The organism is Paraburkholderia sp. BR13444, from assembly GCF_040948755.1.
GTDB classification, from domain to species: domain Bacteria; phylum Pseudomonadota; class Gammaproteobacteria; order Burkholderiales; family Burkholderiaceae; genus Paraburkholderia; species Paraburkholderia youngii.
In genome coordinates, this window is the sequence record NZ_JBFPKM010000001.1 from 738,186 (window position 1) to 755,240 (window position 17,055).

9 protein-coding genes are annotated in these 17,055 nt (G+C 63.4%); 1 reads left to right on the forward strand and 8 read right to left on the reverse strand.

The annotated features are described in order from the left end of the window. Positions 1-29: 29 nt before the first annotated feature. The 7 genes from AB3X95_RS03295 to AB3X95_RS03325 all read right to left on the reverse strand — a co-directional run bounded on the left by AB3X95_RS03295 (position 30) and on the right by AB3X95_RS03325 (position 15,154). Positions 30-1,664, reverse strand: coding sequence for a c-type cytochrome (locus tag AB3X95_RS03295; protein ID WP_176367252.1), 1,635 nt, complete (start codon positions 1,662-1,664; stop codon positions 30-32). 2 nt (positions 1,665-1,666) lie between these two features. Further along, positions 1,667-2,503, reverse strand: coding sequence for a hypothetical protein (locus AB3X95_RS03300; protein ID WP_368620659.1), 837 nt, complete (start codon positions 2,501-2,503; stop codon positions 1,667-1,669). Between the two features lie 26 nt (positions 2,504-2,529). Continuing rightward, positions 2,530-3,312: an outer membrane lipoprotein-sorting protein gene (locus AB3X95_RS03305; RefSeq protein WP_368620660.1), complete on the reverse strand. Its 783-nt coding sequence runs from the start codon at positions 3,310-3,312 to the stop codon at positions 2,530-2,532. Positions 3,313-3,350: 38 nt separating this feature from the next. Next, positions 3,351-3,854 carry a hypothetical protein gene (locus tag AB3X95_RS03310; protein WP_176367249.1) on the reverse strand — a complete coding sequence of 168 codons (504 nt, stop codon included), beginning with the start codon at positions 3,852-3,854 and terminating at the stop codon, positions 3,351-3,353. After that, positions 3,851-11,938 (reverse strand): Ig-like domain-containing protein, encoded by an 8,088-nt coding sequence (locus AB3X95_RS03315; RefSeq protein ID WP_368620661.1) that lies wholly within the window; start codon positions 11,936-11,938, stop codon positions 3,851-3,853. The genes AB3X95_RS03310 and AB3X95_RS03315 overlap by 4 nt, the downstream gene beginning before the upstream one ends. 17 nt (positions 11,939-11,955) lie before the next feature. After that, positions 11,956-13,527 carry a multicopper oxidase family protein gene (locus tag AB3X95_RS03320; protein WP_176120107.1) on the reverse strand — a complete coding sequence of 524 codons (1,572 nt, stop codon included), beginning with the start codon at positions 13,525-13,527 and terminating at the stop codon, positions 11,956-11,958. Between the two features lie 64 nt (positions 13,528-13,591). Further along, positions 13,592-15,154: a multicopper oxidase family protein gene (locus AB3X95_RS03325; protein ID WP_176367247.1), complete on the reverse strand. Its 1,563-nt coding sequence runs from the start codon at positions 15,152-15,154 to the stop codon at positions 13,592-13,594. Between the two features lie 778 nt (positions 15,155-15,932). Between AB3X95_RS03325 and AB3X95_RS03330 the strand changes: the two genes are divergently transcribed. Beyond that, on the forward strand, positions 15,933-16,406 hold the full coding sequence (locus AB3X95_RS03330; RefSeq protein WP_176367246.1) for a hypothetical protein: 474 nt from the start codon (positions 15,933-15,935) through the stop codon (positions 16,404-16,406). 115 nt (positions 16,407-16,521) lie between these two features. On the opposite strand, the gene AB3X95_RS03335 is transcribed toward AB3X95_RS03330, so the two are convergent. Then, on the reverse strand, positions 16,522-17,031 hold the full coding sequence (locus AB3X95_RS03335; RefSeq protein WP_368597537.1) for an IclR family transcriptional regulator C-terminal domain-containing protein: 510 nt from the start codon (positions 17,029-17,031) through the stop codon (positions 16,522-16,524). Positions 17,032-17,055: the final 24 nt, after the last annotated feature.

A 17,055-nucleotide genomic window follows, 5' to 3' on the forward strand; every position in this document is an offset into this window, starting at 1 on the left:
CGGCGCTGTCATGCCGCCCTGCCCGGCTGCTACGGCACGATCCACGCGCTATCGGCAACGACACGCGTGTTCCCGGGTTGCGCAAAGCGAACGAGATAACCGCCCTTCGAGGCAAAGCGCTGACCCGGCGCGAGCGTCAGGCGCGGATAGTAGCCCGTCAGGATCCGATGGTCGAGCATGTCATCGACGCGTTCCACCAGGTAGTCTCTGACGAACGCATCGACCATGTGACTGAGGGTCTCGGCGAGCAGCCCGCACGCGAGATAGGTATCCGCCTGAACGCGCTCGTCGACGACCTGAATATGCCTGATCGCGAACCAGCCGAACGCGTAATCGACACGCACGCGTCGTCCCTCGGGCAGGTCGACCGGATAGGCGATACGCGCGGCGTCGCGCCACCTTTGCGGCAAGGGTATGCGGTCCAGGCCACCCATCAGTCCCGACACAAAGACCTGAGTCGAAGCGGGCGGCTCGCCTGCGACCGCCGCGATATCAGGTGGCCGCAGCCACAGCACCAGCGCATCTGTTCCACGCGCACCGCGAAGCGCTTCGGCAACGCTATCGCCCGGCGCGAGCCTGTGGCTCGATACGCTCACGCCGTGGTCCTTCAGTGCGCTCGCGAGCGCAAGCGCCGCCGCCTCGCCGCTGTCGCCCGCGCGATACACCTGGCGTACGGTCTTCACCATGCCAGCCGGTGAGCCGCTATTCGCGTCGAGAATACGCTTCGCGATCAGCCCGGCTTCGAGCAGAACGCCCTTCGAGAAATACATCGAGTAAAAGTCCTGGTCGGTCTCGACTGGCACGTCGACGTTGGGAAAGAGGCACGGCACCGCTTCCTGCTCGCAGAAGTCGTGAACGGGCGCCCAGTTCTTGCCGCCGATTCCCGACAACACCGCAAATACGGGTTGCTGCGTCAGATACGCTTTCAACTGCTCGTGCCAGGTCTCGGGTGGGCCGTGCAGTTCCCACACATGCAACTCCCAGCGTCGGTTGACCATGAACATCATCTTGCGCGAGGTGCGCAGCGGCGGCGTTGCGCCGAGCGGCGAAGCGTTCTTGTCGGCGAAATAGTGTTCCAGCACGTCGAGCATGCCGCGCCGTTTCACCGGATCCGCGTCCGGTGTGATGATCGTCGCGAAGTGCAGCACGGTATCCGTGACGCCCGGCGCGCGGCGCCGGTCGAGCCGCTTCAGATAGCCGATCAACGCCGCCATGTCCGCGTCGTTCAGCGCGAACTGCGGCATCAGATTGCTGAGTGGCTTGCCCTCGGAGTCGACGCCTTCGCGGATCGCACGGGCGATCGTCGCGTCCGTGTACGGCTCGCGATTGGCCCGCATGCCGTCGACGTAGGGTATCTCCAGCTCCTCGGGATTCTGAACCCGCGGGTGGAACAGATACTGCCCGCTGATCGGTGGAATGGTGCTGTTGCCTTCGCGCGCGCCGAGCCCGCTGCGCCGGTGGCAATTCATGCATGCGACGGCGGCGCCTTGCATGCGCACGCCGCCATCGTGGGTCGCTTGAACCGCTTCCCCGGAGCCGGCAATGCCGCGCTGGTAGATCGACTCGCCGGCATCGATGGGAGGCGCACCGCTCGCTTGCTGCACGCCGGTCAGCAGCAGCGTGGCAAGCGCGCACGCCACGCCAACGAACCCGGCCCGGTGCATGACTATGGCCGAACCGGCGAGCCGCTCGCCGGCGAGGTATCGGCGCCGATCGTGACGGAAGCGTGCCGCCCCTGCCAAACAGGTTTGGCGAACGTCAATCTGTCGAGGGGCGGATTGAGCGTGACCTTGTCGATCACCAGCCGGTCTTTCCTATCCGTCCCGACCGGGCCGCTTTCGATCACGAACGGAATCCGCACGCCATCCACGTCCCTGAAGTCGCGATACATCACCTCGACGATCGCGGGCTGGCCCGAAGGACCGCGCGCCTCGCGATCGGACTTCACATCGAGGAAATTCTGCGCGTCGACCCACACGTGGCGCGTCGCACCGGAGGGCAAGCGCAGCGACAGACGATAGGTATCGCGTCCTTCGACCTTGTCGGTGCCTTCGAGTGCGACGTCGATGCCCTTCGCGGCGTGATCGAGCAACGGGCCGTCGATGACCTGCGCGTCGCGCGCGAACTTCACTTCATCGCTCGTATAGGGGCGCACATCCGGAGCGCCGCTTCCCGACGGGCGCACTTTCCAGCCTTCCTTGCCGTCGAATACGTGCACGATCATCTGATTGGCCGCCGTGACCTCGAAGCGAGTAAGGTCGGGACGTTTCAACGTGAGCATGAACGGCAGATTCGACGTGGGCGCATTCGGACTGTCCACGTGCCCGACCCACTCCATCGACATGACCTTGCGCCAGGCATCCGCGCCGCCACGAGCCTCGGCGTTCCTCGCGACGATTTCCTCCGTGCCAAGGCGGTCGTCCGACCTCGCGGCCGGCATTTGCGCCAGCACGAACGCGGCGGCGATCGCCACAAGCACCCACCACCAGGCAATCCGTTTCATGACCTTCTCCCGGTGTGCTGCCGTCGCTAGCGAGCCGGCACCTTGACCATGGCGAGTTGCGGCTTGGCGAACAGCGAATCGTCGGCGGCCTGATTCACCGTCACGTGCTGAATCGTCATCTGATGGGTCTGCTTCACGCCCGCGACCATTGTCTCGAGCGTATGCGGCACGACGAGGCCGTTTTCCGCGTGGTAATCGCGGAAGTAGACGGCGACGTTGTGCATGCGCCCGTCGAGCTTGCGCGGGTCGCCATCCATTTTCAGCTCGAGAAAGTTCGTCGCGTCGATCCACACATGACGCTCGGTGCGATCTTTCGTCGTCAGCAAGAGCCTGTAGGCGCGGTGGCCCTCCACGGTATCCATGCCCTGCACCGCGACCTGGCTGCCCTTGCTCGCGTAGTCGATCAGCGGGCCGTCGAGATCGGCGGTGTTCGCGGCCGATTTCGCCTCGGCAGACGTATAAGGCTCGGCGTCATTGCGTCCGAGGAACGGCCGGACTTTCCAGCCTTGCGAACCGTCGTAGACCTGATACGCCGTCTGATTGTCGAAACGAAGTTCAAAGCGGCTCTTGTGCGGCCGCTTCATCGTCATCGTGAACGGCAGCTTGACTGGCTTGGTGCCGCCCACGTCGATCTGTCCTGTCATCGTTATCGTGTTGACGGCGTGCCACGCCTTCAGACCGCCGCGCGCAGCGACGTTGCGCTCCACGATCTGCGCCGCGCTCAGGTCGGCCGCCGACGCCGCGGCCGGCATCAGGGCCGCGGCCAGCAAGGCCGCCATCGGCACCGTCATCGAAAACAACCGCTTCATGGCTCACCCCTCCCTTTGTTCGCGGATCGCTGGCGCGATCATTCGACCACCAGTCCATCGATATGAAACGTGCCGATCAGCACGTTGACGCGATCGCCTGCCCTGATCAGATTGCCTTTGTTGGAGAACACCACCCAGTATTGCTGGCCGACCTCCTGCGGACCGGTCTGCCGAAGCTGGCCGATCGTGTCCATCACCGGCACTTCGAGCAATGCATGACTTCTCTCGCCATACAGATACGGTGTCGAGTTCTTGTCGCCGAGCAACTGCGCGACCGCCGGGTCGGTCACGCGATAGCTGAAGCGCAGCAGATTGCCGGAGGCTGTGCGCCGCACGCTCAGGTTGTCGACGCCATGCATCATTTGATACAGCTGCTGCGCGTGCTGCGGCACTTTCACCGGCATATACGGCGACGCCTTTGGCGAATTCGCTGCCGCCGCCGGGTTCTGCTGCGCCGCGGCTGCATCCAGCATGACCGCGGCCAGACAGACACCCGATAGAACCAACGCGGCTCGCCACGCCGGAGACGATGGGTGTTTCATGGCAAGAGTCCCCCGGGACCGAACGGCAGCAAGCTTCCTGTCACCAGCCCGGCGAGACCGGCATTTTTACCATTGCTCGGCAACTCGACCGCGCCGATGTCGATCCCCCCGGCCTGCGGGCGCGCCGTGCCGAAGAAGTCGTGGTTCGGCGCACCGGCCGCCACGCCTGCGTTGACGGCCGGCGAATTCGACTGGATCGCATAGTCGCCGAGCGGCACGCCGTAGCCGGCTCCCGTCGTGATCGTGGCGTTGGACAGCGACAGCGGCCCATACGACATGTTGATCCAGTTGTTGCCTTCATCCGGCGTGGCCGACGGCAGCAGGCTGAAGAGCGGATTCGGCAGCACCGTGTCGGCAATCCCCGGAGGCACCGAGAAGCCGATCCCGCCAGCTTCAGGCGGCACGCGCGAGCCGTTGCAGTACTGGCTGACCACGCCCGGATTCGTGCCGATATTGTGCGCGTTCGGGTAATCGCCAACATCGGTCAGGATCGAATACTGCGGGGCCAGCGTCACCCCCGACTCGTGAGTCGAGGGCTTCACATCGCCATACGCGCCGATGTCCCAATACATCGCATGCGGATCGCAATACCCGGTCTTCTGGCCCGCCTGGTTCAGCGTCGGGTTCAGCGTGACCATGTTCTGCCGGCCTTGAATGTTCGGATCGAGTCCGGCCACGGTGATATAGAAGGAGCGGTTTTGCCAGAACACGTTGTTCGTCAGCACCGGGTCGGAGAACGTCTGGCAGTCCGACACGTTGCCAGGACACTTCAGATTTTTCTTCGAATTCGCGAACGCACTGATGAAGTTCGACGTATGCCGCGCGACCTCGAGACCCGCCGGCTGGAACGTCGACGTCGTGATCGGGCTGCAGGTCGTTTCGGCGCCCACCGTCGTGCAGTTCGGCGGCCCGACGTTCGCCTGCGCAGCCAGCGCCGTATTGAACAGCACACCGGCCGTGGAAGTCGAATCGTTCGAAATCACCGTGTTATTGATGAAGCTCACCGCCACCGCGTCCTGCAGCGACACGCCTCCGCCCGCCCAGCCCGCCACGTTGTTCGCGATGATGTTGTTGATGACGGTAACGTCGTTCCACGATTTGCTGTCGCTCGGACTGCGCTGCACGTCCGTGCCGTTGATGTTCTGCAAGCGCAGACCGCCGCCTTTACCGCTTTCCGCGGTATTGCCGACAATCAGGTTGCCGTCGATCACGAGGCCCGGACCGACGCCATCGGAAAGCTGCGGCGCGCAGTCGATGTCGACCGCCGAGTTTTCACAGAAGGTGCCGTCCGGCGGCACGCCCTGGGCGATGATGCCGCCGCCGTACGTCGGCAACGTCGGGTTGTTGCTCTGGTTGAAGATCACCCAGTTGTGCGAGATGTCGCCGTTGTAGCTGAACCCGAAGTGAGCGATGCCGCCGCCGTCGCCGCTGCTGATATTGCCGCACACAAAGTTGTAGTTGAAGTGATAGTTGTCGGCGCCCGAGCAGAACGTCACGCCGGCCGCGGACGAAGGCGTCGTCGAGTTGATTTCATCGCCATACGATGCGTTCGAGGTCACCGCGTTGTGGTGCACGTTCACAAATGTGTTGTACCCGAACGGCAGCTCCGTGACGCCGTTCGCCGCGATCGTGCCGTCCGGCACTTCGACCTGGCCGATCGTGATGCCGCCCGTGAGCGTTCCGGCATTGCTCGACACGCGGTTGTTCGACACCTCCGTGTAGTGGTTCCAGCCGTGCAGGAAGATCCCGCCGCCGCCTTGCGAACTATTCGTGAAGGTCATGCCGTCCACCCGCGACGGATTGCACAGGAAGTTGCTGGGGTACTGAGCGCAATCCTTTTTACTGCTGGTGAGCGGCGTGCAGATGCCGTTCGCCGTGCAGTTCGCGTCTGCCTGCCCGTTCACGTCGGCCACGCCCTTGGCGAGCACCGTGATGGCGGCGCCTTCGTAGGCTCCCATCAGCGTGGGTTCGATCAGCAGTTCACCGAGATTGCCGTTGAGCGTGTTGTCCCAGCCTATCGTCGGTTCCAGCGGAATCGCATCCACTTGCCGTTGCATCGTGCTGCTGCACGAGTACTTGCCGGTCGGGTCGTACGGGTTACTGGAACTGATCAGGCCACCGTTGAGCGCCACGCCGAACAGGCAGTCGACCTGTCTGCGCCACGGGTCCATCTTGCCGGACGGGTGGGGATTCGCGTTGACCGTCACGGAGCTCGCGCCGACGCCTTGCAAACGAACCGGCTTCCACATCAACAGCATCTCCTTGTAGACGCCGGGGCCGACGATGATCATGTCGCCCGGGGTTGCTTTGTCGATGGCGGTCTGGATGGCGTTGCTCGTGCCGTTCTCGCCAGCCACATACGTAGGTGCCTTACCGCCGATCGTGACTGTGACCGTATCGATCGACTTCTTGCCGTTGCCGGCCGTGATCACCAGTTCACCGCAGCTCGTCGCCGTGGTTACGCCCATCTGCTGGATCGTGCAGCTCGACTGCGTCTTGCTCAGCGTAGGCACCGTCACCGTGATCTGCATGTCGCTCCACGAGGTCACCGTCGCGGCGGCACCGCCGATCGTGACCGTGCCAGTGCCCTGCGCGGCCCCGAAGCCATAGTGGCGCGTGACGAACTTCTGGTTGAACGGCGCCGTGGTCGCAGCCGGTCCGGTATAGGCATGGTTGACTACGGTCTGATCGCCGAGCGCTTTGATCGTCAGCGTATGGCCGGCCGCACTGACCCACGGACCTGCCCCACTGCCGCCGATCGAGTCGCCGGTCACCGTCGAGACGGCCGGGGTTCCGTCGGGATAGGCACAGTCAGGCTGGTTGTAGCCATCCGCGAAGGCCTGGACCGGCACGACCGGCGTATCCATATACTGCGTCTGGCCGGGCATGAACGGAATCTCGTAGCAGAACTGGCTGTACGCCGGATTAAAGAGCGGATCGCGTTTCGTCTGGCCGGGATGCGCCGGATCGGGCATGTCGGGATCGTTCATGCAGGCCACCATCATGTTCGGTGCGTAACCCGTCGGGTTCGGCGGATTCACTTCCCACGTCGAATATTGCAGCCCGTTGAAGATGCCCCACTGATCCGCATACACTCGGGACACTTCGTTGCCAGCGAAGTCCTTCAGCGAAACCGGCACGTTCGGCACCGCGAATTTTTCGCCGAACTGCGGCGAGTACGGGTCGAATTCAGACGAGAAGTCATCCAGCATGAAGCCCGTGAAGTGAGCGGCGACGTGCGTGGAGCTGAATATCCAGAACTTCGCGACCGCCGACATCTGGTTGGTCAGCGTGACTTCCTTGCGGTCGCACAGGTGCCGCGACGCGCCCGCGAACGGTGCGACTTCCTGCGAACCGGGGAACAGGCTGATGTAGTCGGGCACGATCCGCAGCGCACCCACGCACGGCCAGGCAGGTTGAATGATGCCGGTGACCTCTTCGTTGCGAGGCTGCATGCCGAGATCCGTGGTCGGGTTCTGCGCATTGTTGGCGTTGTAGCTCGAATTCACCGCCGCCTGGTCGGGCAGGATGAAGATGTTGCCGAGACTGCCGAACTGTTGCGTCACCGGCGCGATGTAGTTATCGCCGATCAGGATGTTCTTGTCCTCCTCCTTCACGAGTTCATAGCCCGGCGGCACGATGACTTCGACCACGTACTTGCCTGCGGGCAGCATTTTCGTGCCGTCGCCGGACGGATTCGCCACGCAGATCGAGCAGTTCGTGCCGGTCGGCTTTCCGGTGGTCGGGTTGCGGCCCGTCACGCTCGGGAACTGGTACATCCCGTCATACGGCGCGGGCTGCAACTGGTTGAACGCGTGCATGCCGTCATAGCACTTGAATTGCGAGTTTGCCGGCAACGCGCGCTGCTGGGTATCGAGCCACTGCGTCGAGTTTTTCAGCGTGAAGAAGAACGGGTCCGTGGTTTCCTGGCCCGGACAGTTCATGTTCGGTACGCCGTCCGAGCGGAAGCCCTGCGCCCAGTCGTCCCAACTGCTGGTTTTGGTCGTATCCACGAGCGCGAGGCTCGTGGTGCCGTCCGCGGCAATGGTCTCCTGATAGAGGTTCACCGTGACGTTCGGCACGTTCGGCGTCCAGCTCGTGTGAACGAGCTGGGCCGGGTCGTCGAACGGTCGTGTCGACGCATAGACCACCTCACCACGAATGCCGCCGTTTTCGGTCGCGCCGAACGGCGTCTTGCCGAATTCGAGGAACGAGCTCTGACCGGAGAAGCCTTGCCAGCCCATGGTCGTCACCCACGGCGGATCGATCCGTCCCGTCGATGGATTGGTGCCTGAGCGATCGCTGCAGTCCGCGTCGTTGCAATACACCGATCCCGGAAAGCGCAGGTTGGTTGGCAGGTGCGCCGTCGCGGATTCCTTCGTGTTGGCGTAGTGAGCCGCAATGGTCGAGGTACCGCCGCCGGGCGTGCCATCCGGCGGGCCGCCCGCATCGTAGACCGCATGGACGCCGGTCTGCTTGTAGCGCGTCGTATCGGTCTCCGCGATGTACCAGTTGAACAGCGGGAATACTTCGTTGAACGACGCATAGCCGTTCAGGTCGGTGGTATTGAAGTTCGAATAGCTGCCGTCGCGGAACCGGATCGTGGTAGGCACGAGCGCGATACCGGGCTTGCTGGCATCCGACACGCCATTGCCAGTGGTATCGAGGTAGGTGCGCGTGTACAGATTGGTGTGCCATTGAAGCACCGACAGCTCGTGGACGTCCGCCGTCTGACCACCCTTCACCGCGACGGCCGTCGCCAGCCCGTCGACGATCTGATCGTTCCACTGATCGAACACCGTGATTCTGTACGTGCCGTCGGGCAAGCCGCTCACGCTGAACGAGCCGTCGGCCGCGCACTTGGTGAACGCGACATCCTCGCCGTCCGGATCGCCGACGCTCACATAACACTGCGTGAAGCTGAGCGAGTCGCGCGAGCCGGCGCCATAGAGGTTTTCATTAGGCGGCCGGCTGTAGTGCAGGTTGGTAATCTTGCCTTTGATGCCGTTGTTGCAGGTCACGCCTTTGCAAAGAGCAGGCAGTCGCGCATTGATGATCTTCGGATTGGCAAAGCCGATCGTCACGTGAAAACCCGCCGGCCCGAATTCCTGGAAGTACGCCGGGCCGCCGACCTTGATGAACGCATCGTGCGCTTTCTGGCCGTCGAGCGTGTTGGTCTGCAGCCACTCTTCGCCGCGTCCGATGCGGTCGGCCGCGGGGTACGCGGCCACACCGTAGCGCCCCGGCATCAGATTGGCGATGATCGCCTGGCCCACCAGCGGCGACAGCGTCTTGCCGTCAGACTCGAATTTCGGGCAAGTCGGAATCATGCCGACGATGCCGTCATGGGTCGTCTTCGAGATCGGGCAAGCGTCGAGACCGGTGGCCGGGTCCTTCATTCCCGCGAGCGAGTTGGACAGCGGCATGTTGAACATGTCGTAGCTCATCTGCCCGGTCGCGTCGCCGGTGCCGCCCGCGTCGTCGAAGAGCTTGACTTCGAAGCCGCCGAGGCCCGGTTCACGCGCCGTGCCGAATGCGTCCGTACCGCCGCTCACGTCCACTTCACCGTTGACCGGCGCGTCGTCTTCAAACACGAACACGGAAATTTTCGCGGGCTGCAGCGGGGTCTGTTGCAGCAGCACGTTCACCGCCGTTTGCGCCGGTGCGATCGGCGCGCCGCCCAGCGCGTGCCCACATTTGCCGGAACCGGGCGCGAAGTCCCCGCCGCCCGGGCCGGACGGGCAGTCCTTCGAGATGTCGAATTGCCGTAGCTTACCGTTCGACCCCGTTACCGGCGCGCCGGAGCCTTGCGCGAACGTGTTGCCCGCGTCGCCCGGCAGGATCGAAATGTAATAGTGCTTCGTTGGATCGAGCGCGACTTGCGACGGATCGACCGGAGTCTGTTGCGCGGCGGTCGTGCGGCATGCTCCGTCGCCGACGTCGCACACGGCCGGCACATGCGAGTTGGTGGCCGGATCGAACACCGTCTGCCCCGACTCGCACGCTATGGTTCCCACGCAGCCCGACGCGATGACCGGCATGTAGCTGGTGTGGAAACTGGTGCCGAGACTCGGCACCGGCAGCGGCGGGCAGGTAGACGGACGCCCGGCGCCGTTCACCTGGCAGGCAGGATCGATCTGGAACGTGCGGTCCTCTTCGATGATCCAGCGATAGTCGTTGAGCGCTATGCCGGTCGGCGCGTCCTTCACCGCCACTTTGAGTCCGCTGCCGCCCTTGAACGTCACGGTGACCTTCGCCGGTGTGCTAGCCGTGTTCTGTGAATTGACCGCCTTGTAGTGGAACGTGACCGTGGCCGTCGAGGTACCCGCCGGCGGATTCGACGGTACGACGTTGAACGACCCATCGGCGTTCAGCGTGACGGTGCCGTTGCTTGTCGTACCCGACAAGGTTGCGGTGAGCGGCAGGCCGGCCGGATCTTTAGCGTTGGCGAGCACGCCAGGTGCGCCGACGTGCATAAGTGAAGCTACGTTGCTGGTGTACGCGCCGTCATTGGCAACGGGTGCGCCTGACAGGCAATGAGCACTTGCCGTGCAGGGCGCCAGCGTCACTAGCGCTGTCAGCGCGGGATTGCCGTTCGCCTGATAGACGAAGCTGTCCGACGTCGTGCCGCTGTTCGGCACATACGTGAAGGTGCCGTTCTGATTCAGCGTGAGCACGCCGCCTTTCGGCGGGGTCTTGACCTGCACGCCGGAGACGCCCACATCGTTGGCGATCACGCCGCGTGCGGGATCGGTCACGCTCAGGGTGTTGCCGGGCACGAGGAAATACTTGTCGGGGTTGGCTACGGCGCCGGTGTTGGCAGCCGTCGACACCGGCGTTGCGCCACCGTTCACGCTGATATACCCCTGCATGCCGCCATCGCGTTGATTATTGGTGGACAGGCTCAACTCGCGATCGAACACAGGCAACGCGAGTGCGCCCGTTGCAGGCGCATTCATCAGCACGTCATAGGTTTTGCCGGCAGCGAGGAACACCTCCGACTGAACCCGCAGATTGCCCGGCAAAACGTTGCCGTCCTCCGCCAGCAGCGAGAATCCGGACACCGGCGGATTGCCGGTTTGCGCGCCCACGACGGACGGTACGTGCATGCGCAGCCCGGCATTGACGAAGCGCAGCAGCACGAGCCCCGTGGAGGCCGGCGCGGCAGCCGCAAAGGTCGAACCGGACGCGTTGGTGCGGTCGAACGCGATGCCGTTGATCAGGTAATAGCGCGGGTCGTAGTTCACCGCCGGCGGATAGCAGGTGCCGTACGTAGACGACGACGGATTGCCGCAACCGCCCGGCTGACCGGACCAGACTCTGGTTTCGCTGAAGCCGGATGTCGTCACCGCAGAGGCCACTGCGGCATTCTGCACCGGATCGATTTCGCTCAGCACGAGCGGTACGTCCGCGTCATAGCTGACGCCCGGATAGGCCAGCGCGCGCGTGGTGCCGTTGGCCGGCGTTGTGACCACCAGCACGCCATACAGGCCCATGGGCCCCTGAATGGACGGATGCGTGCCCGACTCGATCAGGTAAGTGCCGGGGTTGAGATTGTTCCAGGCAAGGGTGGTCGTCTGGCCATTCGTCACTTCGTTCGCGAACGACTGCACGCGCGGCGGCTGGGCGGGCGGCGTGAAAGTCGCGCCGGCCGAACTGCTGGCGATCGGCCAGGTGGTCGCGGTTTGCGTCGCATGCACGGGGCTTGTTGTGCTCGTCGCCGTCGTGCCTTGGCCGACACCGAGTTGGCCGACCACGACAAGCGAAGTCGGTATCGAGCCCGGCAGACTGTTCTTGAGATTGATGGTCAGCGGGCCGGGCGGTACCGTGATCAAGACAGGCGACCAGTTCGCGCCCGCGCCCGGATTCGTCGCCGCGCAGGTAGCGGGCGCCGTCGCCGGCGCTGAACAGGTGTATCCCCACATCGGCACGACCTGTCCGTCGGGGAGTGCAACCGTCGAGGCCTGCGCCGTCAGATTGACACTTGTGGCCGAGGCCATGCCGCTCGCCGTGAGCAGGATCGTTGCGGCGACGCCCGCCTTGATCAGACCGAGGAGCGTCCCTTTGAACTGGGTGGATCTCATCGCGTTTCTCCCCGCCTCTAATTTCCTTCGTTGATCGTGAAAGCTTGTGGATCCACGAGCATCATCATCATCATTCCGCCTGGGAAGATGTTGTTCGTGGTGATCTCGCGTTCATTGTGTGAGTGCCACATGTAGGCGAAGCCGGCTTCGGCGGACGGTGGATTCACGACCGTGCCGCTGGGCGGCGTCGTCCCGTTGTAAGCGGTCGCGCGAACGGTGGCGTCGGGCCCGAGGTAGGGACTGCCACCGAACCAGGCGCCGTTGGTCAGCACACGCGCATCCGGCAAGGTGACCGGACCGCCGCTGCCTACGTTGCCAAATGGATGAGCTTCCAGCGCCTTGTTGTGATCGGCGCACCACTCGTAGTAATTCGGCGCTTTCGGGTCAGCGGTGTAGTAGCCGTTCGCATCGGGAATACAGACGCTGCCGTCGCCCGGCTTGTGCCCGTACACGTCCCAATTCAGGCCCTTGCCGGTCCAGTAGAAAATGCCGTCCATCGCGAGGCCTGGCGTGGTCGTGGTCGTGAACAGCAAGGGACCGGCGAGCTTGGTCGCATCCGTCTTGCTGAGCAGCAGGTTGCCGTCGCGCGCCAGCACGCGCACGTGATTGCCGTGTTCGTGGAACGGATGCTGCCAGCGCCCCGTGCCGATCACCCGCAGCAGCACCAGTTCGCCGGGATGCATGTGCGGATTGCCGTTGTACGGCTGATTCGGATATTGCGGCGCGTAGTTCGGGTCCATGTCATCAGGCATGGAGCGCCCGTTGATCAGGAAATAGGCCGGGTGATAGGGCTCGGTTTCGACGGTCATACAACCGGTGGACTGGGTGCACGCTTTGGCCGCTTGCTGTTCCGCCTGCGAGTGGATGCGCGGATCCATTTCGGCAAACTGGAACAGATACTCGCGGTCGTAGCAGGTCGCGCTATGGTTATAGGCCGCCGCAGCATTCCGGTAATCGGGCTGGCCGTCGGGCAGCGTCGAGGATACGGCGCGGCAGCCCGTCGGCACCGCGAGAGTCCCGGGCGCGGAAGTCGGCAAGACGATCAGCGCGCCGGACAAGCCCATTTCGATCTGCAGATCGCCCTGCGTGCCGCTGTAGTAGCTGTGCGTTCCCGGCGTCGCCGCCACGAAGCTGTAGGTGACCGTGTTGCCGTGGGTCGCCTCGCGTGTCAACACACCTGGCACGCCGGTCTGCGTCGCCGGACAGGTGCCGTCCGGGTTCAGCACCGCCGCGCATACCTGGAAGCCCGGAAACAGGATCGAGGTATTGCCCGCGGCGGCCGGCAGATTGTTGGTGAGCTTGACCGTCACGACGTCGCCCTGCTTGACGATCAGTGTCGGCCCCGGAACCTGCATGCTGGGACAGTTCGCGCCCGCAATGCCCGCTGGCGAAAATCCCGCGGGCGCCGTCCGGCACCCGTAACCCCACGCGTAAATGCTCGCGCCGTCCGGCTGGCTGACACGGTTCGCCTCGGCGCTCAGATCGAATGTCGTTCCGGTGATACCCGGCGCGGCAGCCTGCGCATGCAGGCAGAACAGTGCCGCCAGCAACACGGCGCCGAATCGCGCGAAGCGTGTCAAACGCGCGATGCATGCGGGGTCCGCACGCAGGGCGATCCACCTTGCGTTGATGAAGTTACCCACGGTTGTTCTCCTAGGAGCAGGACTTCGTGGTCGGGTCCACCGAGTGGCAGATGTGGACCTCGGTCATCAACCCGCCGAAGTTCTCGGCGTCGTTGGACAGGTGATCGAGGTTCGGCGTGTACAGGTAATAGACCGAGCCCGGCGCGTATTTGGTCGTATCGCTCGCGTCGAGAATCACGTCGATCGACTCGCCGCCGCCCAGGGTGACGGAGTTCGTGTTGTAGGTCATGTCGTTGCCGGCCAGGTCACGAAGCAGCCGTGCATTCATGCCAATCACGTGCATTGGAATGCCGAGCGAAGCGAGCGTCTGAAACTCCGTGACGTCGAGGTCGGAGATTCTGAGCAGCGCGCGGCCGCCGGCCGGAATGTTGATCAGCGCGGGCAGCGGTTGCGAATAGTGCTTCGATCCATCCGCGACCGGCGTCTGCATCGGTCCTGGCGTGACCGTGTCCGGATAGCTGCGGCCGTTCAACATGAAGTGCTTGTCCTTCATATCGACGAATGGCTCCGGGTTGAACGTCATGCCGATGAAGTGGAAGTTCGGATCGAAGCCATGAATCTGAACTGGATACTCGACGTCGTACGCAGTCGAACCGTCACCGTCGTTGTAGGCGTAAAGCGTCGGCGTGCCGCTCTTGTTCTTCACGTGCATCACGCTGTTTTGCGGCGGCAGCGGCGTCGAGCACAGGATGTCGCTGCCGCATGCGGTGCGCGGATCGAGTTGTTGCTGCTGCAGCGAGGCGTAGAGCGTCCCCGTCGTGACGCGGTTCTGCCTGGGCCGCACGTAGATCTGCCCGACCATCCCCATCTGCAGATGCTCGGGCGGCGTGATGTGGCAGTGCCAGAAGTAGGTGCCGGCATCCGGTGCGAGGTAGTAGTACGTGAAGCTCGCACCGATGTTGATCGCCACCGACGCATCCGGCACGCCGTCGAAGAACGCGGACGCGTTCGGATAGCCGTGAAAGTGCACCGTGTGCTGCTCGAACAGGTCGGGGCGCATGATCATCCCGACGTTGGTGAGGGTCAGGAAGAACTCGTCGTCCTCGTCGATGGCCATGGTCGGCGCGGGAATGTTGCCGTTCATCACGCCGATGTCCATGATCGGCCGCGGGTCGACGTGACCGGTCAACTGACCGGCTGGCACCGAATCCGGATCGGGCGCGAGGCCGACCGCGCCGTTGTAATTCGGATCGTTTTTCGCATCGCCCACGACGTTGAACACCGAGGCGAACTCGGTGCCGGGCAGACCGTTGCGAATATCGGCGAGACCGGATAACGGGCCGAACGAGAACATGTAGGTTTGCGTGCCGTCGCCCATCGTCGCGTAACCATCGCCGCCCGAAATCTGCTGGCACTTGATCGCGCCGTTGACGTTCTTCGTCGGGGTCGAGTTCGATCCGGTCACGGACGGGCCGACGTAGGCCGGTTCGCCCGCACCAGCCCGCAGCGCGGTCGGATGAAGCGTCGTTGTCGGTGGACATTGCACGCGGAACGACTGAGCAAATGACGGCAACGAGAATAGCAATAACAGCAGCGCTGCAAAGCCGTTCCGACAGATTGGAATACTGAACATATGACCTCCGTCCAGGGGGCAGCCAGCGCGAACCGCGCTGGAGGTCATGCTCTACGGTGGGGCACTCACCGGGTACCGACGACCTGAACCCGTAGATTGATTCTGCAGATGCGTGCAGGCATCTGGGATGGGTCAACTCCCTACACTTGCGGTAGGGGCGAACCCAGCGGGGGGTGGGAAGGTCTGCTGCAAGCGGGGCTCATATAGCCGCCATGAGCTGCGACCGCACAAGGCGAAGCGGCGCTTGCGATGCCCAGTGGATACCTTCGTGTTGGATCACACACCCGGGATACGATGAGGTTGACCCTTGATCGCGTTGCCCGCTAGATTTGAAGGTTCAAGCGCCGCCAGTGCGAAATGACTTCTCGTACAAGATATCTGTAGAACAACTCGATGGGGTTGCGATGCGGGTTGCGGGGTGACGGAAGCGACACAGCGTTTCGCGATGTCACCCGAAGGGACGGCAGCGAACTCCTTGCTGTTCGCAATACGTGTGTATCGATGTCCGGCGCCTGCGTTAGAACGGCGCGCAACGCCAGTTTTCAGGCGCCGGTCCTAGGCGCAAGGCGCCAAGTTGCCGGTTGCACTACCTGAATTCACCTATAACAAGGACAGAACAGGTGGCAAACATGCTTCAACCGGCTCTCGAATTGCGTATTGCCTATTGCCTGTTGGCCTTCCGCAAAGCACCGTCAGCCTCTCGGGCACAAGTCCTGAGGTGCTCCATCCGTCAGTTCGACCCACCTGCCACGACACTTCAATCAGCCGGAGAAACGACATGAAGATGCTTGGTTTGCTGGGACTGCTGGCGAGTGCCGCTGTGCAGGCTCAGGTCACCCTGCCATTGCCAGAGGCATACCCGACGCTGCTCGGGGTCTCGTGCGGCGGTGTAAATGTGACCAGCTATGTGACGGGATTCGACGCGAACGGGTATATCCGCGGCGAGGTCTACGCGTGGACCCGCTGCGGCGCATCGGGGCGCGGCGGCGGCTACCACGCCCAAACCTATCAGTCCTGGCACACCATCGTGTGGGACATGCGCCAGAACTACAAAGTGCTGCCTTATGACAACATGGTTCCGGACCCGGCATTCACGGCCACCGACGCGTACGGCAATAGCATCCGCAACACCTGTTCCGTTGCAACCGACGGGCAGCCGGCCTGCGTCGCCAGCGCCTATATCTACTATGCTCCGCCCACTATGACGCCGATTTCGGACACCGTGACCGTTAGCCCGGTGTGCGGGCAATAGCCGGCGCCGGACGCTGTCGTTAATGACCGTTCGACGGTCGGCGCTAGCTTGCCCCGACCGGCAGACAGCGCCAACTTTTTGCGCGCTGCTGAAATTTGCCCGAGAGCCGACGCGACTACGAGCGCATGCGAAACGGGTCGACGAGTTCGTTCATCATGTCAAGCAGCATGGCGCGATCGCGTTTGATTTCATCGATTGGGCCGCCCAAACTCAGTGTCATCGCATCGTAGCCGCGCTTCATGGGCAGAAGCATTGCCAGTGCAGCGGCTCCGGGCATGGACACGCCCGTGGAAAGAGCAAAGCCGTCGCGGAGCGTCTGCGCGATGCTTTTGCGTACGTCCTCCAGTGCAAGGTGCAAGTCGGGATTGCGCTCGAGCGCGTTGACCTTGCGTAGCAGGTTCGCGACCTCCCTATCTGTTCTCGTGGTCAGCAACATCTTGCCGGCGGCGCTGTGAAACAGGGGACGCAGCGCACCGCTCGAACTCGTGAAGCTGCCGGCGCGGGTTGCTTGCAGCACGTGCAGATAACGCACATGGGTTCCGTGCTGCGCGCCGATCATGACCGTGTGACCGCAGCGATCGCGCACGCTCCTCATCAGGCGCAACAGGCTTTGCGCGCTGTACATCTCCTCCTGAATCCAGGCCGTTGC